Below are 20,802 nucleotides of genomic sequence, written 5' to 3'. Positions count from 1 at the left end.
CAGGTCGGACGCCGCTCAACGGCCCTGGGCCGCCAGCAGGGCATCGAGCCGCGGATAGACGCGGCGCGCATTCAGTTCGAACACCTTGTGCAGGTCCGGCGCCGCCAGTCCGTGCACCGCATCGACATAGCGCCGCGTGTCGTCGAAGTGGAAGCCGGTCTGCGGATCGACGCCCTTCACGGCACCGTGGATCTCCGAGGCGAAGAGCACGTTCTCCACCGGGATCACGTCCAGCAGCAGGTTGATGCCGCTCTGGTGGTACACGCAGGTGTCGAAGAACACGTTGCGCAGCAGCTCGGGCATCGGCGGGCGGCCCAGTTGCTGCGCCAGGCCGCGGTACCGGCCCCAGTGGTAGGGCACGGCGCCGCCGCCGTGCGGGATGACCAGGCGCAGGGTGGGGAAGTCCTTGAACAGGTCCGACAGCACGAGCTGCATGAACACCGCCGTGTCGCCGTTCAGGTAGTGGGCGCCCGTGTGGTGGAAGTTCGGATTGCAGGAGCAACTGACATGCACCATGCCGGGCACATCGAGTTCCACCATCTTCTCGTACAGCGGATACCAGTGGCGGTCTGTCATCGGCGGGTCGGTCCAGTAGCCGTCCGACGGGTCCGGATTGATGTTGCAGCCGACGAAACCCAGTCCGGTCACGCAGCGTTCGAGTTCCGCGACACAGTTCGCCAGGCTGGCGCGCGGCGACTGCGGCAGCTGGCACACGCCCGCATATTCCAGCGGGTACAGCTGCGTCACGCGGTGCACCAGGTCGTTGCAGGCCTGGGCCCAATGCGCGCTGGTCTCGGCGTTGCCGACGTGGTGCGCCATGGCGCCGGCAGTCGGCGAGAACACGGTCATGTCCACACCGCGCTGGCGCTGCGTGGCCAGCTGGTGCGGCTCCAGGCTGTCGCGGATCTCGTCATCGCCGATGCGAAAGTCCAGGCGCAGCGCGGGCGCACCCGGCTCGCCAAGGCGCGCGGTCTGCCGCTGGCGGTAGTCGCCCAGGGCCTTGGGCGCGGTGGTGTAGTGGCCGTGGCAGTCGATGATCATGGGCGTTGGCCGCCAAGTGGATGGGCCGGCATCAGTTCAAGTGGATGCCGGAGTCGCGGATCACCTTGTCCCAGGCGGCCGTTTCCTTGCGCGTGCGATCCGCCAGCTCCTCGGGCGTGCTGACGTGCAGGTCGACGCCCTGTTCGCGCAGGCGCCCCTCGAAGCCCTTGTCCGCCGCCAGCTTGGACAGCGCGCCACCCAGCCGCTGGACCACCGCCGGCGGCAAGCCGGCGGGGCCGTAGACCCCGTACCAGGTCATGTACTCGAAGCCGGGAACCCCGGCCTCCTTGATCAGCGGGATGCCCTTGTAGGCGGGGGAGGACGATGCCGACGTGAGGCCGATGACGCGCAGCAGCCCCTTGTCGATCATTCCCTTCATCGAGGGCTGGCTGCTGAACATGGCCTGCACCTGGCCCGAGACCAGGTCCGTCATCGCCTGCGAAGAGCCCTTGTAGGCCAGGTGGCGGGCGTCGATGCCGGCGTCCCGCATGAACAGCTCGGATGCCAGGTGCGCCAGGCCGCCCACGCCTGCCGAGGCGAAGTTCACGCTGCCGGGGTGGGCCTTGGCGTAGTCCGTGAACTCCTTCACCGTGCGCACCGGCAGCTTGCTCGACACCACCAGCACGTGGGGGCTGCTGGTGACCATCGCCACCGGCGACAGCTGGCTCAGGATGTCCACCCGCTTCTTCGCCAGCAGGGGCTGGATGACGACGTTGCCCGAGGCCGCGAACAGCAGCGTGTAGCCATCGGCGAGTGCCCGCGACACCGTGTTGGTGGCGGGCACGCCGGCACCGCCGCCCATGTTCTCGACCACCACCGTCTGGCCGAGATCCTGGCCGAGCGCGATGGACATTTCGCGGGCGACGACGTCGGCAGGCCCACCGGCGGCGAACGGAACGATGAGGCGGATGGTCTTGTCGGGATAGCTGGCCGGTTGGGCGAATGCCAGTGGCACGGTGAGGGTGGCACAGGCGCACAGGGCGGCGCGGAGCAGGGCTCGCTTGCTGGTCATGGATGCCTCCGAAGGCTGGAACCCTCAACACGGGGTTGCCGGCTCCATGGTAGGAACCATTGCCACCTGGGGGGAAGACCGTTACGGCTGGCGTAACGGCCGCGCCTCAGCCCGGATGCCAGCTGGAGCGCAGCGCCGCCACGGACACGCCGCCCAGCTTCCAGGAAATCTGTGCCGCGGCCTGCACGGTGGCCGGCGCGTAGGAGTGCAGCAGTGCCTGCGTGAGCCGCTCGATGGGACCGGACACGCCGACCGAGCCCAGCACCGCCCGGTTGGCGCCGTGCACCGCTGCCGAGATGCTGGCGGCACCGGCGCTGCGTTCACCGCGCGTGACGCTGAAGCCTTCGCGGCGGATGTCGTCGTACGCCGCGCCGGGTGCGCCGAGCGCCGCCAGGATCACGCGCCCCGCGGAGCCCCTGTCCAGGGGCAGCAGCTCCCCGGAACGCACATGGCGGCGGATGCCGCGCGGTCCCTCGCAGCGCAGCAGGCAGCTGCGGATGTTGTCCTCGTAGACATAGAAGGAGGCGCTTTCGCCCGTCGCAGCCGACAGTGCCATGAGCTGCGGCTCGATGATGTCGTTGACGTCGAACTGCGCCTGGTAGCGCGCGCCGAGGGAGCCGGCGCTCGGTCCCAGGCGCCATGCGCCATCGGCCCGGTAGACCAGGAAGCCTTCGGCTGCCAGCGTGCGCGCCAGCCGGAGCACCGTGGGCTTGTGCATGCCGGTGCGGCGTGCCAGCTCGGCCAGCGAAACGAAGCTCTCGTCGCCCGAGAACGCCTTGAGCACCCCCAGCGCGCGCGCCACCGACGCGACCTGCGGCGCCTGCTCCGCAGGAACCTTTGTCATCGCCGCGGCCAGCGCCGTGCGCGCAGGACCGAACCGTCCGCGGCCCGCTGCGCAGGCAAGGCTGCTGCCTGGGCCGCGGCGTTGGCCGAAGACGGCGCGCGCATCGACGGCATCGCCAGAGGGTGGCCGTCACGCCGCCATCCACGTACAGGAGGTGCCCGTTGACAAAGCGCGAGGCATCGCTGGCCAGCCAGATCGAATGGCGCCGGCGCGCTACGGCTGGGGTCGGCAGTCACGGGGCAGGTTCCTTCAAAGTCGGGATGGGGGCGGCCGCCAGCTGCTGCAGTACCGCGTCGCGCTGGGCGTCGATGTCCAGCAGGGCGTCGACACGGAACACGCCCGGCTCGCCCAGCGGCGGCTGCAGCGCCGCGAACTGGTCGGCCACCAGTTGCGCCGGGAAGAAGTGGCCTTGGCGTGCACCCACGCGCGCACGTGCCTCGGCCTCGTTGATGTCGATGAAGACGAACTGCAGGCCGGGCGCCAGCATGCGCAGCCGGTCGCGGTAGCTGCGCTTGAGCGCGGAGCAGGTCAGTACCACGCTGCGCGCAGTCTCGCTGTGCACCATGGCGCCGAGCTGGTCGAGCCAGGGCCAGCGGTCGGCATCGGTCAGCGCGACACCCTGCTGCATCTTGTCCTGGTTGGCCTGCGGGTGGTAGTCGTCGCCCTCGATCAGCCGGCTGCCCAGCGCCTGCGCCAGCGCGGCGCCCAGCGACGACTTGCCGCAGCCCGACACGCCCATCACCACCAGTTTGCTGCCCATTGCCATCTCCCGTTGATGGGCGCGATCTTGGCACGGCGCCGGCCCGGTCAGACTCAGACGAAGGCCCAGGTCTTCCCGTTGAAGCGCTGCAGCTTCATGTACTCCACCACGCGGAAGTCGGTCGGGCTGGTGCTGATCAGGCTGCCCGGCAGCAGCGCGGGGTTGCGCCACTCCTTGAGGTTGGCGGCCTGGCGCATGATGTTCTCGCGCGTGAGATCGTCGCCGCACTGGCGCAGCACCTGCTCCAGCGTCAGCGCGATGGCCCAGCCCATGATGTAGAGCGCGTCGTCCAGGTTGGCGTCAGGCTGGTACTTCTTCATCGTGGCGATGAAGGGGGCCAGGTCCGGGTCCTTGGCCCATTGCGGGTCGGTGATGTCCTTGATGAAGCCCGCGGTGCGCACCTTGGTCGCGTTCTCCAGCCCGGCCGGCGCCAGCGTGGCGCTGACCGAGGCCGAGCCCAGGTGCAGGTAGATGTCGGGCTGCCAGCGCAGGTCCGCCGCCTTGCGGATGCTCTGCGCGGAGTGCCGCGCGTAGGCGAACAGCATCAGCGTGTCGGCGCCCTTGTCCTTGAGCGTGATGAGCTGCGAGTCCACCGTCGGGTCGGTGGCCTGGAAGCTTTGCGCGGAGACGATCTGCTTGGCCTTGTCGCCCAGGCCATCGGTCAGGCCGGCCAGGAGTTCCTTGCCGAAGTCGTCGTCCTGGTAGAGCACGCCGATCTTGGCGTCGGGCCGCTCGGCGAGGATGCTGCGCGCGTAGAAGCGCGCCTCGGCCCGCAACGTGGGCTGCCAGCCCATGGTCCAGGGGAACTGCTCGGGCTGGGCGAAGGTGTCCGAGCCGGCAGAGATGAAGAGCTGCGGCACCTTCTTCTGGTTCAGATAGCGGCGCGTGCCGACGTTCACGGCCGTGCCCAGCACGCCGAAGATCAGCGCCACCTCGTCCTGCTCGACCAGCTTGCGCGTGAGCTCTACCGCCTTGGGCGGCGCGTAGCCGTCATCGAGCGACATGAAGTTGATCTTGCGGCCGTTGATGCCGCCGTTGTCGTTCAGGAACTTGAAGTGCGCGGCCTCGGCCCGGCCCAGTTGCGCGTAGGCGGAGGCCGGGCCGCTGTAGGGCAGGGTCTGGCCGATGCGGATCTCGGTGTCGCTGGTGCCGGGGCCGTACTTCTTGGCCTGGGTACGGCCTGCGAGCGGTGCGGCAGCCAGCGCGAGCACCAGGGCACGGCGCTGAATGGGGTGGTGCATGTCGTCTCCTTCGTTGTTGGAGCGGCCACGGTAGTGACCGCTCCCGGGAGGCGGCATCGTCGGAAGCGACTATTTCGGGCGGTGCATACCCGGGCAAACTGAATGCCTTGCACTGGACCGCCGTGGCCAGGCCCGTTCTATGCGGGCCTCACAGCTGGCGCCGCAGCGCCTCGAAGAACAGTTCGGACTGCAGTCTCTCGCCCAGTGTCTGCGCGCAGACGCGCGCTGCCAGCGCCGGGTCGGCGCTGCGCAGCGGCCGGCCGCTGGACTGGGCCAGCACCTGGGCCATGCAGGCGCGCTCCAGATAGTAGAGGTCGTCGTAGGCGTGGTCGATGCGCGCGCCGCAGACCACCACGCCGTGGTTGGCGAGGAAGGCCACGTCCGCGCCCTGCATGGCATCGGCGATGCGTTCGCCCTCGGCCGCGTCGAGCGCCAGGCCGTTGTAGCGGTGGTCGACCGCCACCCGGCCGTGGTAGCGCATGGCGTTCTGCGACAGGCAGGTGTCCAGCGCGCCATCCGTCGTCAGAGCCAGTGCAGTCGCGTAGGGCATGTGCGAATGCAGCACCACGCGGTGGCCGCACAGGCGATGGATTGCGGCGTGGATGAACATGGCGGTGGGCTCCACCGCGTGTCGCCCAGCCAGGCGCTCGCCATGGGCGTCGATCAACACCACATCGTCGGCCTGCACCTCCGACCAGAGCAGCCCGCGCGGGTTCAGCAGGAAGCGGCCGCTGCCGTCGGGCACCTCCACGCTGAAATGGTTGCACACACCTTCTCCCAATCCGTGGTGCGCGGCAGCGCGCAGGGCCAGTGCCAGATCGGTGCGCAGGGCGGTGACGGTGGGATTGTCGAAGTCGTCGGAACTCATGGGGGATCTCACGGGTTGGGGAGCGTACAGGCGCGGCCGGCCCGGCGGGCTGGCTGCACCCGTGCGCAAGCAGTTGTTGGATGGTGTGCGTTTGCGCAGCTTGCGCCGGCCAGGCCGGCCGGCACCGCAGTCCGCGCAGCCTGCGGCGCCGCTTCAGGCCGTGGACTTGCGCCGCAGCCAGTCGAGCAGGCGCTTGCCTTCGCTTTCGCTGTGCTGCCAGGCCTCGTGCGCGGCGCGCTCGGCATCGCCTGCCAGCAGCGCCTCCGCCATCGGCCGGTGCTGCTGCACGATGTCGTCCGGGCCTTCGGCCACGTTGTTGCTGGTGACGATGTACAGCCGCACCTGCTGCTCAACCAGCTGGTACTGGCGTTCCAACCGGGAGTGGCCTGCCGACTCCACGATCGCGCGGTGCAGGGCAAAGTCGCAGTCGCCGATCTTCTTCATGTTGCCGCGCCGGCAGGCGGCGAGCAGGTTCTCGTAGGCCTCGGCGATGTGCTCGCGCACGCCCGGCTCGGTGCTCTGCGCGGCCAGCTTGGCGGCCAGGCTTTCCAGGCTGGCGCGCAGGGTCCAGAGTTCCCACACATCGTTGGCGCTGAGGTCGGCCACCTGCCAGCCGGTGTAGGGTATCTGCACCACGATGCCTTCGCTGGCCAGGCGCTGCAGGCCGGTGCGCAGCGTGGCGCGGGCCACGCCCATCTGGTCGGCCAGCGCGACTTCCGTGAGGCGCGTGCCGGGTCGCACCGCGCCGGACAGGATGAACTCGCGCAGGTTGTCGGTCGTCTGGTTCTCCACGGACTGCTTGGCAACAGGACGTGGCTGGGAGGAGGGTTTCATGTTGGAGTGCTTGCGTGGTGACGCCGAAATTCGGTTGATTGTCGACAATCGGCGGGTGTTGTCAATGCGCCTTGCCGAGATAGGCTTCGCGCACGGCGGGGTCGCCCTTGAGCTGGCGCGCCGGGCCATGCAGCGCGATGCGGCCGTTCTCCATGACGTAGGCATAGTCCGCCAGCTCGAGCGCGGTGGCCGCGAACTGCTCGACCAGCAGCATGGTCATGCCGGCGCCGCGCAGTTCGGCGATGGCACCGAACACGTCGTCCACCAGCTTGGGCGACAGGCCCATGGAAGGCTCGTCCAGCAGCAGCATGCGCGGGCGGCCCATAAGGGCGCGACCCATCGCCAGCATCTGCTGCTCGCCGCCCGACAACGTGCCGGCCAGCTGCTGGCGCCGCTCCTTGAGCCGCGGGAAGTAGCCGAACACGCGTTCCAGGTCGTCGTGCACGTCCGGCCGCAGGCCGAACCGCGCGCGGCGGTAGGCGCCGACCTCCAGGTTGTCCAGCACGGACAGCGAGGGGAACACGCGGCGGCCCTCCGGCACGTGCGAGACGCCCAGGCGTTGCACGTGGTGCGCGGCCAGGCCGTCCAGCGGCTGGGCGTCGAGCGCGAGGCGGCCAGCGCGTGGCGCCAGCATGCCGGAGGCCACGCGCATGGTGGTGGTCTTGCCGGCGCCGTTGGAGCCGATCAGGCAGACCAGTTGGCCGCGCGGCACATCGATCGAGACGCCGTGGAGCACGCTGGTGCGGTTGTAGCCGGCATGGATATCGGTGAGTTGGAGCATGTCGGTTCCTCAGGCTGCGGCCGTGCCCAGGTAGGCGGAAATCACGCGCGGATCGTTGCGCACCGTGTGCGCCTGGCCCTCGGAGATCTTCTGGCCGAAGTCCAGCACGGTGACCGCATCGCACAGCGCCATCACTATGTCCATGTGGTGCTCGATCAGGACCATCGTCACGCCGAAGCCCTTGACTTTGCGCAGCACCTGCATGAGCGCCGCCACATCGGGTGCGGTCAGCCCCGCGGCCGGCTCGTCCAGCAGCAGCACGGCGGGCTGCAGCGCCAATGCCCGGGCGATCTCCAGCAGTCGCTGCTTGCCGTAGGGCAGGTCGCGCGCGTCGGTGGCGGCGTCGCCGGCCAGGCCGACCAGCTCCAGCAGCGCCATGGCCTGCGCGTCGGCACCGGCCTCGTGCTCGCGCGCGGCCCGTGTGTCCAGCGCCAGGGCCAGCAGGCCGCTGCGCATGCCGCGGTGCAGGCCCACCTTCACGTTCTGCAGGGCCGTCATTTCCCAGAACAGCTGCACATTCTGGAACGTGCGCGCGATGCCCTGGCTGGCGATGCGCGCGGGGCTGGTCCCCTGAATCGGCCGGCCGGCCAGCAGAACGCGGCCGGCGGTCGGCGTGTACACGCCGGTCAGCACGTTCATCATGGTGCTCTTGCCCGAGCCGTTGGGCCCGATCAGCCCGTGGATGGTGCCGGGCTGCACGTCCAGGCTCACGCTATCGAGCGCCGTCAGGCCGCCGAAGCGCATGGTGACATCGCGAATGCCCAGCGCCTTGGGTTCGGATGCGATACGCAGTAGCGCACTGCTCGGCGCGGTCGTCGCGCGGCCCTGCGGCCGGGCCTTGAACAGCCCCATCAGCCCGTCGGGCAGGTAGAACACCGCCAGCAGGATCAGAAGGCCGAAGATGCTCAGGCGGTGCTCGTTGAGGTTTTGCACCTGGTACGAGAACACCAGCATGCCGGCCGTCACCAGCAAGGGAGGGCCGGCGCGCCGCAGCGCGGCGGCACCGTCGCCACGCAGGCTGCGCACGGCGAAGTACAGCGCCGCCGCCGTGGCGCCGGCGGCCAGCCAGCGGAACATGGCCATGCTGTCCAGCAGCGTGGGCAGCATCACGACCACCGTGGCGCCCAGCAGCGAGCCCGCGCGCGACTTGCGGCCGCCGAAGATCACGCCCAGCAGGAACAGCAGGCTCAGCTCGAAGTTGTAGGTGTTGGGCGAGATGTATTCCTCCGACACCGCGTACAGCGCGCCGCCGATGCCGGCCATGGCCGCGCTGAGCGCGAAGGCGATGGCCTTGTAGCGCGCCACGCCGATGCCCATGCACTCGGTGGCGATCGGGCTGTCGCGCAGGGCCTCGAAGGCGCGGCCCAGGTGGCTGCTGGCCCAGCGGCCGGTGCACACCAGCGCCAGCGCGACGAAGCCCCAGACCACGTAGTAGTACTGCGTGGTCGTCAGCTTCTCGCCGAACCAGCGGGGCTTGTCGACCGCCAGCCCGATGGGGCCCAGGGTCAGCCAGTCCATCTCGTTGATGAGGATCTGCACGATGGTGCCGAACGCCAGCGTGACCATGGCCAGGTAGGGGCCGGACACGCGCAGCGCCGCCGCCGCCAGCAGCACGCCGAAGCCGGCTGCAATGGCTGCCGCGGCCAGCAGCGCCAGGCCGAACGGCAAGCCCAGCCGGGTCATCAGCAGCCCGGCGGCATAGGCGCCGATCCCGAAGAACGCGGCGTGGCCGAGCGACACCTGGCCGGTGTAGCCCACGAGCAGGTCCATGCCCAGCAGCACGATGGCGTAGATGCCGACGATGATGGCCAGGTGCAAGTAGTAGGGGAGCGGCACGGCCAGCGGCAGCGCCACGGCGCTGAGCGCCAGCATCGCCCAGGGCAGACGGGTTCTCTGGAACATGGTGGTTTCCTAGACTTTCTTGATCGCGGTCTTGCCGAACAGGCCGGTGGGCCGGATCGCCAGCACCGCCAGCAGCATGAGCAGGCCGGGCACGTCCTTGTAGCCCGTGGAGATGTAGAAGGCGGTGAACTGCTCGACCACACCCAGCAGCACGCCGCCCACGATGACGCCCAGGCCGCTGTTGAGCCCGCCGATGATGGCCACGGCGAAGGCCTTGAGCGCCAGCGAGACGCCCATGGAGGCACCGGTGAGCGTGAGCGGCGCGACGAGCACGCCGGCCAGCGCGGCGACGGCCGAGCTCAGACCGTACGACAGCGTGATCATGGAGCCGGTGTGGATGCCCATGAGACTGGCGGCCTCGCGGTCGTCGGCGGTGGCCACGACCGCCTTGCCGACCAGGGTGCGCCGGCTCAGGAACTCGATGAGCAGCATCATCGACAGCGCGCCGGCCAGCACCAGGATCTCCATCGGCATGACGCGCAGCCCGTCGCCGAAGACGATGGGCGTCTCGGGCAGCGGCGACGGGAACTTGAGGTCGTCCTTGCCCCAGATGGTCTCGGCAAGGTTCTTGCCGATGATGCCGATGGCGATGGTGGCCATGATCCAGCCGAACTCAGAACGGGTCTGGAGCGCGGGCCGCACGCCCAGCCGCTCGACCAGCGCGCCGTGCGCCAGGCCGAACAGCAGGACCAGGGGCAGCATGGCCCAGTAGCCGACCCAGGCGGACAGCGACAGGCCGACCAGCGCGCCGAGCGCCAGGGCTTCCCCCTGGCCGAAGTTCAGCGTCTTGGAGGTGACGTAGGTCAGTTGGTAGCCGAAGGCGATGACCGCGTAGATCATGCCGAGCGACACCCCGCTGATGCACAGCTGTAGAGCGATTTGCACGTGGACTCCTGGTGCGCGGCGCGCCGTCCGGGCAGGGCTGCGCCGGGCGTGCCGCGGGGGCGCGCCTTGGTGCAGTGCCGGGGGGGGGCGCGTTGCCGCGGGGGGATGGTTACTTGGACGAGGCAGCCGTGCTGCCCGCGTTGCCCGCACTGCGTTCGTGTGCGTAGGCATAGACGACGCGGCCGTCGCGGACCTCGCCCCAGACGATCATGCCGGCCGGCGTGGCATCGCGTTCGTTGGCGTCGAAGGGCCGCGTGTAGGTGCCGATCACGCCGGCCACGGGCTGGCGCAACTGCTCCAGCGCCTCGCGGACCTTCACGCCGTCGGTGGAGCCGGCCTGCTGCAGCGCCGCCGCGAGCAGCAGCACGGCGTCGTAGGCCTGGGCGGCCGAACTCGGCGAGGGAATGCGCTCGAGCTGGTAGTCGCGCGCATAGCTGGCGATGAAGGCCTGTTTGCGCTGATCGGTCGCCTCCTGGATGAAGGTCTGCGGCATGCGCACGCCGTTGCCATTGGCCTGGGCCGTGTCGATGAAGTTGCTCATTGCCGAGTTCCAGCTCGTCACCAGCGGCACCTTCCAGCCCAGCTTGGCCATGCTGTTGGCGATCTGCGCCAGTTCGGGGCCGATTCCGTAGGCGACGATGATGTCGGCACCGGCCTGGCGGGCCTTGAGCAGCTGCGGCGTCATGTCGACGTCGCGCACGTTGAACTTCTCGACCGCCACCGGCTTCATGCCTTTGGCGATGAGCGCTTTTTCCACGTCCGCGCGGCCGAGCTGGCCGTAGTTCGTCGAGTCGGCCAGGATGGCCACGCGTGCCTTGCTCTGCCGCAGCGTCTCGTCCACGAGCATGCGGGCCTGCAGTTCGTCGCGCGGGCCGACGCGAAAGACGTAGGAGGGCGCGGGGAACTGGCGCGTGACTGCCGTGCCCGTGGCGACCGGATCGAACACCGGGATGCGGGCTTCCTGGAAGTACTTTTGCGCGGCCAACGACACGCCGGTGTTGCAAAAGCCGATGCCGGCCGCGACCTTCTCCGTCTGGATCAGTTCCTGCGCCAACTGCACGCCGCGCTCGTTCTTCGATTCGGTGTCGCGCTCGGCCAAAACCAGCTTGCGACCGAGCACGCCGCCCCGGGCGTTGATTTCCTTGACGGCGAGGCTTGCACCGTCGCGCGCCGAGACGCCGAACGGTGCCGAGCCACCGGTCAGCGGGCACATGAAGCCCAGCTTGATGTCCTGGGCGAGCGCGGTGCCGGCGGCGGTGGCCAGCAGCGCCGCGGCGATGAGTTTGGATGCGTTCATGAATGGACTCCTGCGATGGGGTTCAGCCTACCAGCCGAGGTTCTTGAAAAGGACCGGCACGCGGTCCAGGCGGGACAGGATGGCGTCGGGCGTGTAGTCGGGCAGGGGCCGGCGCGCAGTGGCGCGGTCGATCCATACGCAGCGAAAGCCGATGTCCCGCGCGGCCTGCAGGTCCAGGTGCGGGCTGGCGCAGATGTGGACGACATCTGCGTGTGTCACCCCCAGGGCCTGGTGCGCGTGGGCGAAGATCTCGCGCGTCGGCTTGTAGGCCTGGGACTGCTGGGCGGTGATCACGTGATCGATGTGGCCGCCGAGCTGGGCGACATTGCCCGCGATGATGTCGTCGTCGGTGTTGGAGACGACGCACAACCGAAAGCCCATGCGCTTGAGCTGCGCCAGCGCCGGCACCACTTCCTGGAAAGGCGGCATGGCGGCGATGCGACCGGTCAGCAGTTCGATGTCGGCCGGCGTGTAGGGCAGGCCCAGGTCGCGCAGGGCCAGGCCCAGGGCGGCGCCGGCCACGTCGCGGAAGTTGCGATGGGGACGCTCGGCTTCCAGCGCGTGTTCATGCGTGTCGTAGGCGGTGATGAGCTGCTGCGGCGTGACACCGGCGGCGCCGGGCTTGGTGGCGAGGATCTGGCGCACGGCCTCCACCAGCCCCTCGTCCCACTGGATCAGCGTGCCATAGCAGTCGAAGGTCAGCCACTGGGGCTTGCTGCCGAAGTTGCTTGCGAACATCTGGGTACTTCCTTTCTCGATCATTAAGATTGATTGTCGACAATCAATCATTATCAAGCAGGGAGCGTGCCAGAGGAAGCGTCCCTCGATGCCAGGGAAATCTTGGTGGAGGGAATGAAAAACCTCGGCTGCAGAGCGCCGGGTTGGTGCGCCGTGAAGTGGGCTCCCCGCATTGGCGCACGGCGGGGAGCGTCTTTGGTGCGAGCTGTTGCTGTTAACAGTCAGCCCGCTTGCGTGGGGCTCACCACTCGGTCGGCAGCCCCACGTAGTTCTCGGCCAGCGCGGTCGAGGCCGCGTGCGACTTCACCAGGTAGTCGAGCTCGGCCTCCTGGATCTTCTGGCCGAAGGCGCCGGTGTCCGGGAACCTGTGCATGAGCGAGGTGAACCACCACGAGAAGCGCTCGGCCTTCCAGACGCGGCGCAGGCAGGTGGCCGAGTAGTGGTCGATGCCCGCGGTGCTCCTGTCGGCATAGAACTCGCGCAGCGCATGCCAGAGGTAGCCCACGTCCGAGGCCGCCAGGTTCAGGCCCTTGGCGCCCGTGGGCGGCACGATGTGGGCCGCATCGCCGGCCAGGAACAGCCGGCCGAAGCGCATGGGCTCGGCCACGAAGCTGCGCAGGGGCGCGATGCTCTTCTCCAGTGAAGGGCCGGTGATGAGCCGCTCGGCGGCCTCGGGGTCGAGCCGGCTGCGCAACTCGTTCCAGAAGGCCTCGTCGCTCCAGTCCTCCACCTTTTCATCCAGGCTGCACTGCACGTAGTAGCGGCTGCGCGTGGCACTGCGCTGGCTGCACAGCGCGAAGCCGCGCGCGGTGTTGGCGTAGATCAGCTCGTGCGAGACGGGCGGCACATCGGCCAGGATGCCGAGCCAGCCGAACGGGTAGACCTTCTCGTACTCGGTGATGGCGCCGGCCGGCACGCTCTGGCGGCTGATGCCGTGGTAGCCGTCGCAGCCGGCGATGAAGTCGCATTGCAGCGTCTGGCGCTGGCCGTCCTGCGTCCAGCTGACGCTGGGACTGGCGCCGTCGAAGTCGTGCAGCTGCACGTCGCCGGCCTGGTAGATGGTGGCGAGGCCGGCGGCGGCCCGCGCTTCCATGAGGTCGCGCGTGACCTCGGTCTGGCCGTACACCGTCACGCGCTTGCCGCCCGACAGGCCATGCAGGTCGATGCGGTGCCGCTGGCCCTTGAACAACAGCTCGATGCCGTCGTGCGGCAGGCCTTCGGCGCGCGCGCGCTGGTCCACGCCGGCGGCCGCCAGCAGGTCCATGGTGGTCTGCTCCAGCACGCCGGCGCGGATGCGGCCCAGCACGTAGTCGCCGCTTTGGCGCTCCACGATGACGTTGTCGATGCCGGCCTGGTGCAGCAGCTGGCCGAGCAGGAGGCCCGAGGGGCCGGCGCCGATGATGGCGACTTGGGTGCGCATGGGATGTCTCCGCGGGTCCGAAAAAGGATGCCGTGAGCGTAGGGCGGCAGCCTCCTGCGCGGGGCGGTTGGTGTGCGCCGTTGTGCGATCATCGGCCTGGCTGCGCGATGATCGCGCAGTTCTGCAGAACTCTGGAGGGATCGCATGACCATCGCCAAGGCGGACCTCATCGAGGGCATGGCCAAGGGCATGGCCGTGCTGGAGAGCTTCGACACCGAGCGCCAGCGCCTGAACGCCACCTTGGCGGCCCAGCGCGCCGGCATCACGCGCGCCGCGGCGCGGCGCCACCTGCTCACCCTCGCGCACCTGGGCTACCTGGAGACGGATGGCAGCCACTTCTGGCTGGCGCCCAAGGTGCTGCGCTTCTCGGGCAGCTACCTGGCCTCGGCGCGGCTGCCGCGGGCGATCCAGCCGACGCTGAACCGGCTCGCGGCGCAGACCGGCGAATCCTTCTCGGCGGTGGTGCGCGATGGCGACGAGGTGGTGATCGTGGCCCGCAGCGGCACCCTGCGCATGCTGGCCTACGGCCTGCACCTGGGGGCGCGGCTGCCGCTGCACGCCACCTCCACTGGCCGGGTGCTGCTGGCCGCTGAGACGCGCACGGCGTTCGGGGCGTGGATGAAGGGCAGGGCGCTGCAGCGCCTGACCATGCACACCGTGACCGAGGCCAAGCGCTTCCGTGAACTCATCGCCGAGGTGCGCCGGCTCGACCACTGCGTGGCCATCGAGGAGCACGAGCTGGGCGTGCACGCGCTGGCCGTGCCGCTGCGCAACATGCAGGGCCGCACGGTGGCGGCGCTCAACGTGGTGGCCTCGCCCGCGCGGACGGGCCGCGAGGCGATGGAGCGCGAACTGCTGCCGCCCATGCTGGACGCGGCGCGGGAGTTGCGCGGGCTGTTGTAGCGCAGCGTGTTGGCTTGATCCGGGTCAAGCTACGATGGGTGCCGCCTGGATCCCGGGCGGACGCGCCATGACAACCACAAGATCGCTCCTACTTGCCTGCCTGCTCGCATGCGCAGCCTGGCTCACTGGCTGTGCTGCACTGCCCGACCGCCAGCAGCCACCGCCGACCCATGCCCTGGCCGACGTGGGCGGCACCACCCTGGCCCGCCTGGCCGCCGCCAGCACGCCCGCGGAGGCGGGTGGCAAATCGGGCCTGCGCATGCTGCCCGAGGGGCCGTTCTCGCTCGACGCGCGGCTGGCGCTGGCCGCTGCGGCGCAGAAGTCGCTGGACGTGCAGTACTACCAGCTGCAGAGCGACAGCGTGGGCTTTCGCCTGCTGCAGGCGCTGCGCGATGCGGCCGCGCGGGGCGTGCGCGTGCGCCTGCTGGTCGACGACTTCTACACCGCAGGGCAGGACGAGCTCTTCAGCACACTGAACGCGAACCCCAACGTGGAGGTGCGGCTCTTCAATCCGCTGCCCGAACGCAAGGGCAGCTTCGTCGGCCGGTTCATCGGCTCGGCAGGGGCGTTCAAGCGCATCAACCACCGCATGCACAACAAGCTGTTCGTGGCCGACAACAGCATCTCGGTGTCCGGTGGGCGCAACATCGGCGACGAATACTTCATGCAGAGCGAGACGGCCAACTTCATCGACGCCGATGTGCTGGCCACCGGGCCGGTGGTGCGCGAGCAGTCTGCCGCGTTCGACCTGTACTGGAACAGCGCGCACGTCTGGCCCATCGCGCAGGTGGTGCCGCCGTTCCTGGCCCCGGCGCAGTTGCGCGCGCGCTTCGACGAGATCGTCGGCCCGACGCAGCCCGACATCGTGCTGCGCCCGCACGACGCGCTGGGCAAGACGGCGGTGAGCAAGCAGCTGGCCGACGGCCGGCTCGACCTGATGTTCGCCAAGGCCAGCGTGCTGGTGGACGACCCCGACAAGATCACGCGCACCGATCCCGATGCGCGGCTGGCCGGCAGCGTCACGCTGCGGGTGATGGAGCTGATGGATTCGGCGCGTTCGCAGGTGCTGATCATCTCGCCGTACTTCATCCCGGGCCGGCTCGGCATGCAGCGCCTGGGCCGTGCCGTGGGCAACGGCGTCAAGGTGACGATCTACACCAATTCGCTGGCATCGACCGACGAGCCGCTGGTGTACCTGGGCTATGCGCGCTACCGCGACGACCTGCTCAAGCTGGGCTTCGAGATCTACGAGGTGGCACCGCACCGTGGCGGCGCCACGAACCTGGGCGCGTTCGGCACCTCGATCTCTCGGCTGCACGCCAAGATCGCCGTGATCGACGACGACCGCATCTTCGTCGGCTCGATGAACTCGGACAGCCGCTCCGCCCGCATCAACACCGAGATCGGCCTGGTGGTGGAAAGCGCCGAAGTGGTGCGCGAGTTCCGCCGGCTGATCCCGGCACGCGGCTTCCAGTCGGCCTACCGGCTGCGGCTGTCCGACAGCGGCCGCGTGGAGTGGCTGGAGCCGCGCGATGACGGCGGCTTCACCGTGCACCACGACAACCCCGGCACCAACTGGATGGCCGAGATCTGGAACTGGTTCAGTTCGCTGTTCGTCGGCGAAGAACAGCTCTAGCCGTTCAGCGGCCCGCCATCGCCATGTAGTCCACCGTCAGGTGCGACAGCGTGCGCACGCCGACCAGCAGGCTGGCCTCGTCGACGAAGAAGCGCGGCGAATGGTTGGGCTCGGCCTTGGCCGCGTCCTGGCCCGGCGGCGTGGCGCCGATGAACACGAACAGCCCCGGCACGGCCTGCGCGAAGAACGAGAAGTCCTCGCCGCCGGTGCTCTTGGGCACGGTCTCGGCGCGCGCGCCCGGCACGCGGCGCAGGCTCGGGGCCATCTTCTCGGTCAGCGCAGCGTCGTTCACGGTGGGCGCGTAGCCATCGGGCTCGAAGTGCACATGGGCCTGGCCGCCGCCGCTCTGCGCGATCAGCGAGGCCGTCTCGCCCATGCGCTGCATGATGAACTTGCGCATGTCCTCGTCGTAGGTGCGCAGCGTGCCGCTCATCTTCACCTCGTCGGGGATGATGTTGTAGCGCGTGCCGCCGTTGATTGTGCCCACGCTGAGCACCGAGGGTTCCTTGGTCACGTTGACCTGCCGGCTCTGGATGGTCTGGAAACCCAGCACGATCTGCGAGGCCAGCACGATGGGGTCGATGCCGGACCAGGGCTGCGAGCCGTGCGTCTGGCGGCCCTTCACGTCCACCTTGAAGGCATCCGAGCCCGCCAGGATGGGGCCGGCCTTGTAGCCGATGGTGCCGGTGTTGCCGCCCGACATCAGGTGCAGGCCGAACACCACCTCGGGCCTGGGTGCGTCGAAGGCACCTTCGGCCAGCATGCGGCGCGAGCCGCCGATCTCGCCATTGGGCAGCTTCTCCTCGGCCGGCTGGAACAGCAGCTTGACGGTGCCGGGCAGCTGCGCCTTCATCGACGCCAGCACCTCGGCCACGCCCATGAGGATGGCCACATGGCCGTCGTGGCCGCAGGCGTGCATCACGTCGACCTCCTTGCCGTCCCAGACCGCACGGGCCTTGGAGGCGAACGGCAGGTCGACCTGCTCCTTGACCGGCAATGCGTCCATGTCGGCGCGCAGCGCCACCACCGGGCCGGGCTTGCCGCCCTGCAAGGTGGCGACCAGCCCGGTTACGGCCACGCCCTCGCGCACCTCGAAACCCAGCTGCCGCAGGTGCGCCGCGACCAGTGCAGCGGTGCGCTTTTCCTGGTTGCCGAGCTCGGGGTGCGCGTGGATGTCGCGGCGCCAGGCGATGACCTTCTGCTCGATGGCCTGCGAGCGCTGCGCGATCAGCGGATACAGCGCCTGGGCGGCAGCCGGCGGCGGCGGGGTCTGGGCCGCGGCGCAGAAGGACAGCGTGGCGAGCAGCGCGGGCAGGAGCCGGCGTGCGGGGAGGGGCAGGGCGGTGGTCATGGGGGTTTGGGAGAGGAGAAGGCCCCCAGCTTAGGCGGCGCTACGATAGGCGTCCAATCCAATATCGATGCCTTGATAAGCATTGCCTATCGATGAGCGCCAGCCCGCCCACCACCGGCCCCGTGCTGCACGAGCGCCTGCTCGCGCGGCTGCGGCTGCGCCACCTGAAACTCATCGACGCGCTGGCGGCCCAAGCCCATCTGCGCCGCGCCGCCGAGGCCGTGCACATCAGCCAACCCGCCGCAACCCAGCTGCTGCGCGAGCTCGAAGACCTGCTGGGCCTGGCGCTGTTCGAGCGCCATGCGCGCGGCATGCGCATCACCGAGGCGGGCCGCGTGCTGGCCCGCCATGCGCGCGTGGCGATCGAGGCGCTGGCCAGCACGGCCGAGGCACTGGCGCAGCACGCCGCCGGGCAGCAGCGGCCGCTGCGCGTGGGGGCCATCCTCGCGGCGCTGAGCCTGGTGCGGCCGGCGCTGCCGGCCCTGCGCGCCCAGCATCCGATGCTGCGGCTGGCGATCGAGGAGGCCAGCATCGAACGCCTGCTGGCCGGCCTGCAGGGCGGCGCGCTCGACCTGGTGCTGCTGCGCCAGCCGGCCACGGTGCCCGAGGGCTGTCGGTTCGAGGCGCTGCGGCCGGACCGCATGGTGGTGCTGGCCGGCGCCGGCCACCCCTGGACCGGCCGCAAGCGCCTGCGGCTGCGCGACCTCTCCGGGGCGCGCTGGGTGCTGCCGCCGCCGCACTTCGCGGTGCGCCAGGCGCTGGACGCGGCGTTCGCGCGGGAGGCGGCCCCGCCGCTGGTCCATGCCATCCAGGTGCTGGTGCCCGAGCTGCTGCCCACGGTGCTGGCCGAGGCCGGCGTGCTGGCACCCGTGCCGCAATCGGCGCTGGACCGGCTGGACGGCGCGCTGGTGCAGGTGCTGCCGCTGGACCTGCAGGCGCCACTGGAACCGCTGGGCATGCTGTACCGCCGCAGCGACGCCGAAGGCCCGCTGGCACCCCTGGTCGCCTTCCTGAGCACGCAGGCCGCCGCATAATCCTGCCCCCGGCGGCGCACTGCGCGCTGCCGCACTGCATCCCGAGCGATTCTTATCCCGTCCCCCGATCCATCCCCCTCCCTGCACGCGGACGCCGCAGCGGCCGTCGGCGCCTTCGACCGCGTGCTGGCGCGCAACGCCGGCCTGCGCGCGCGCGAGGGCCAGCGCCAGATGGCCGAGTGCGTGGCGCGCACCTTCGCCACCGGCCAGCTGGGCCAGGTCGAGGAGGGCGAGGAGCCCGAGCGCGCTATCGCTGTGATCGAAGCCGGCACCGGTGTGGGCAAGTCCTTGGCATATGCGGCGCCGGCCATCGCGCTGGCCCTGTCGCGCAAGACCCGCGTGCTGATTTCCACGGCCACCGTGGCGCTGCAGGAACAGCTCGTGCACAAGGACCTGCCGGCGCTGGCCGCCGCCATGGACGAGCCCTTCCGCTTTGCGCTGGCCAAGGGCCGCGGCCGCTACGTCTGCAAGCTCAAGCTCGCGCGCCAGGCCGGCGAGGAGGGCGGCGGCGAGGACGACCTGTTCGCCGACGAGGCCGGCGACGACGGCAGCGGCCTGCCGCCCGGCTCCGATGCCGAGCGCCAGGCGCGGCTGCAGTTCTACGGTGCACTGTCCAAGAGCCTGGGCCGCGACTGGGACGGCGACCGCGACAACCTGGCGCAACAGCCCGCGCCCGAGGCCTGGTGGCCGGTGGCGGCCGAGGCCAGTTCCTGCACGGGCAAGCACTGTCCGGCATTCAACGGCTGCACCTACTTCGAGAAGCGGCGCGAACTGGTCGGCGCCCAGGTCATCGTGGTCAACCACGACCTGCTGCTGGCCTCGCTGGGCGGGCGCAACCTGCCGGCGCTGGACAACAGCCTGCTGGTGCTCGACGAAGCGCACCACCTGCCCGCGGTGGCACTGGAGCGCTTCGCCTGCAGCATGGACCTGGCGGCGACGGCCTGGATCGAGACGCTGGGCGCGCGCTGCCGGCGCATCGGCGGCCTGATGCTGGTGTCCGAGGCGGCCGACGCGCCGCGCCAGGCCGCCCAGCTGCAGCAGAGCCTGGCCGACCTGCAGCGCCTGGTGCTCGATGTCTACGCGGCCGATTTCGCCGAGGCCCGCGAAGGCCCGGACGGCAGCCGCGTGCGCGTGCCCGACAGCCGGCTGCCCGACGTGCTGGTCGAGCCGCTGGAGCTGGTCAGCGCCATGGCCGACAGCTTCCTGGCGGCGTTGTCGGGCGTGGCCAAGGCGCTGCGCGCGCAGATCCGCGACCTGCCCGACGAGGCGCGCCGCCTGTCCGTGCTCTACGCGCAGCTGGGCATGCTCACCCCGCGGCTGGAGCAGGTGCACGCCACGGCGCAGCTGCTGCTGCAGGAGTCACCGGGCACCTCCGCCCCCGTCGCCAAGTGGTTCAGCCTGCACGGCGGCGGTGTGCGCGGACCACGCGTGCGTGCCCATGCCAGCCATGTGCTGCCGGGCGGCAGCCTGCGTGCCCAGCTGTGGAGCGGCGCGCGCGCCGTGGTCATGAGTTCGGCCACGCTGCGCGCCGGCGATGCCTTCGACTTCTTCCTGCGCGAGGCGGGCCTGGCCGGCGATGCGGCCGTCACCACGCTGGCCGTGGCCAGCCCCTTCGACTACCCGCGCCAGGGCCGCTTCATCGTCGTGGAAACGCGGGCCGATCCGAAGGACGCGGCGCGCTTCACGCCCGAGATGGTGGGCCTGCTGCTGGCCGACCTGGCCGAGGTGCGGCGCGGTGCGCTGGTGCTGTTCACCTCGCGCGAGCAGATGCGCCAGGCCGTGGCCGCGCTGCCTGCGGCACTGCGCGCGCTGGTGCTGGTGCAGGGAGAGCTGCCGCGCACCGTGCTGCTGGAGCGCCACCGCGCGGCCGTGGCGGCCGGCGGGCCGTCCATCGTGTTCGGCCTGCAGTCCTTCGGCGAAGGCATGGACCTGCCCGGTGCGCAGTGCGAGCAGCTGTTCATCACCAAGCTGCCGTTCGCCTCGCCCGACGACCCGGTCGGCGAGACCCGCGCGGCCTGGCTGCGCAGCAACGGGCGCGACGCCTTCTCCGAACTGGTGCTGCCGGCCACGGCGATGCGGCTGGCGCAATGGGCTGGCCGTGCCATCCGCACCGAGGACGACCAATGCAGCATCCACTGCTACGACCGGCGCCTGGTCGGCACGGCCTTCGGCCGCCGGCTGCTGGCCGCGCTGCCGCCATTCGCGCGCTGGCGGCGCGACGCGCAGGGGCGCATGCACGCGCTGGAGTGAGCGCC

At 70.1% G+C, this 20,802-nt stretch carries 18 protein-coding genes and 1 pseudogene; 4 read left to right on the top strand and 15 right to left on the bottom strand.

What is annotated here, in order from left to right; all coding sequences use genetic code 11:
* Positions 1-15: 15 nt before the first annotated feature.
* The 14 genes and pseudogenes from DES41_RS14065 to pobA form a co-directional block, all read right to left on the bottom strand.
* Positions 16-1,041: an amidohydrolase family protein gene (locus tag DES41_RS14065; RefSeq protein WP_114468257.1), complete on the bottom strand. Its 1,026-nt coding sequence runs from the start codon at positions 1,039-1,041 to the stop codon at positions 16-18.
* Between the two features lie 31 nt (positions 1,042-1,072).
* On the bottom strand, positions 1,073-2,053 hold the full coding sequence (locus DES41_RS14060) for a Bug family tripartite tricarboxylate transporter substrate binding protein (RefSeq protein ID WP_114468256.1): 981 nt from the start codon (positions 2,051-2,053) through the stop codon (positions 1,073-1,075).
* A gap of 106 nt (positions 2,054-2,159) precedes the next feature.
* The gene (locus DES41_RS14055) at positions 2,160-2,897 is read right to left on the bottom strand and encodes an IclR family transcriptional regulator (RefSeq protein WP_114468255.1); all 738 of its coding nucleotides are present in this window, start codon (positions 2,895-2,897) and stop codon (positions 2,160-2,162) included.
* Positions 2,898-3,015: 118 nt separating this feature from the next.
* Positions 3,016-3,096: pseudogene (locus tag DES41_RS39060) on the bottom strand (gluconate 5-dehydrogenase); the annotation flags it as partial.
* A gap of 33 nt (positions 3,097-3,129) precedes the next feature.
* Positions 3,130-3,657: a gluconokinase gene (locus tag DES41_RS14045; protein WP_245965698.1), complete on the bottom strand. Its 528-nt coding sequence runs from the start codon at positions 3,655-3,657 to the stop codon at positions 3,130-3,132.
* Positions 3,658-3,710: 53 nt separating this feature from the next.
* A complete protein-coding gene (locus DES41_RS14040) occupies positions 3,711-4,898 on the bottom strand; it encodes an ABC transporter substrate-binding protein (RefSeq protein WP_114468254.1) in 1,188 nt (395 codons plus the stop codon).
* Between the two features lie 148 nt (positions 4,899-5,046).
* Entirely contained in the window at positions 5,047-5,766 is a 720-nt protein-coding gene (locus tag DES41_RS14035) for an aldolase (protein ID WP_114468253.1), read from the bottom strand.
* 153 nt (positions 5,767-5,919) lie between these two features.
* Entirely contained in the window at positions 5,920-6,600 is a 681-nt protein-coding gene (locus tag DES41_RS14030; protein WP_170168180.1) for a GntR family transcriptional regulator, read from the bottom strand.
* 61 nt (positions 6,601-6,661) lie between these two features.
* Positions 6,662-7,381 carry an ABC transporter ATP-binding protein gene (locus DES41_RS14025; protein WP_114468251.1) on the bottom strand — a complete coding sequence of 240 codons (720 nt, stop codon included), beginning with the start codon at positions 7,379-7,381 and terminating at the stop codon, positions 6,662-6,664.
* Between the two features lie 9 nt (positions 7,382-7,390).
* Entirely contained in the window at positions 7,391-9,283 is a 1,893-nt protein-coding gene (locus DES41_RS14020; protein WP_114468250.1) for a branched-chain amino acid ABC transporter ATP-binding protein/permease, read from the bottom strand.
* Positions 9,284-9,292: 9 nt separating this feature from the next.
* Complete coding sequence (locus DES41_RS14015; protein ID WP_114468249.1) at positions 9,293-10,168, bottom strand: branched-chain amino acid ABC transporter permease; 876 nt, start codon at positions 10,166-10,168, stop codon at positions 9,293-9,295.
* Between the two features lie 109 nt (positions 10,169-10,277).
* Positions 10,278-11,465, bottom strand: coding sequence for an ABC transporter substrate-binding protein (locus tag DES41_RS14010; RefSeq protein ID WP_114468248.1), 1,188 nt, complete (start codon positions 11,463-11,465; stop codon positions 10,278-10,280).
* Between the two features lie 27 nt (positions 11,466-11,492).
* Positions 11,493-12,203, bottom strand: a complete 711-nt coding sequence (locus DES41_RS14005) for a haloacid dehalogenase type II (protein ID WP_114468247.1) — start codon at positions 12,201-12,203, stop codon at positions 11,493-11,495.
* Positions 12,204-12,444: 241 nt separating this feature from the next.
* Entirely contained in the window at positions 12,445-13,623 is a 1,179-nt protein-coding gene (gene pobA, locus DES41_RS14000) for a 4-hydroxybenzoate 3-monooxygenase (RefSeq protein ID WP_114468246.1), read from the bottom strand.
* A 144-nt stretch (positions 13,624-13,767) separates the two neighbouring features.
* Between pobA and DES41_RS13995 the strand changes: the two genes are divergently transcribed.
* A complete protein-coding gene (locus tag DES41_RS13995) occupies positions 13,768-14,526 on the top strand; it encodes an IclR family transcriptional regulator domain-containing protein (RefSeq protein ID WP_114468245.1) in 759 nt (252 codons plus the stop codon).
* Positions 14,527-14,593: 67 nt separating this feature from the next.
* Positions 14,594-16,162: a phospholipase D family protein gene (locus DES41_RS13990; RefSeq protein ID WP_147282855.1), complete on the top strand. Its 1,569-nt coding sequence runs from the start codon at positions 14,594-14,596 to the stop codon at positions 16,160-16,162.
* Between the two features lie 4 nt (positions 16,163-16,166).
* Here DES41_RS13990 and DES41_RS13985 read toward each other — a convergent pair whose 3' ends face one another.
* Positions 16,167-17,513: an amidohydrolase gene (locus DES41_RS13985; RefSeq protein WP_114468243.1), complete on the bottom strand. Its 1,347-nt coding sequence runs from the start codon at positions 17,511-17,513 to the stop codon at positions 16,167-16,169.
* 92 nt (positions 17,514-17,605) lie between these two features.
* On the opposite strand from DES41_RS13985, the gene DES41_RS13980 reads away from it, so the two are divergent.
* Together DES41_RS13980 and dinG are read left to right on the top strand one after the other, a co-directional pair.
* Complete coding sequence (locus DES41_RS13980) at positions 17,606-18,547, top strand: LysR family transcriptional regulator (protein ID WP_114468242.1); 942 nt, start codon at positions 17,606-17,608, stop codon at positions 18,545-18,547.
* Between the two features lie 81 nt (positions 18,548-18,628).
* Positions 18,629-20,797 carry an ATP-dependent DNA helicase DinG gene (dinG, locus tag DES41_RS13975; protein ID WP_114468241.1) on the top strand — a complete coding sequence of 723 codons (2,169 nt, stop codon included), beginning with the start codon at positions 18,629-18,631 and terminating at the stop codon, positions 20,795-20,797.
* Positions 20,798-20,802 lie beyond the last annotated feature (5 nt).

The sequence above is a fragment of the Pseudorhodoferax soli genome, assembly GCF_003337555.1.
GTDB lineage: Bacteria > Pseudomonadota > Gammaproteobacteria > Burkholderiales > Burkholderiaceae_C > Pseudorhodoferax > Pseudorhodoferax soli.
This window is presented reverse-complemented; position numbering and strand designations above follow the sequence as displayed.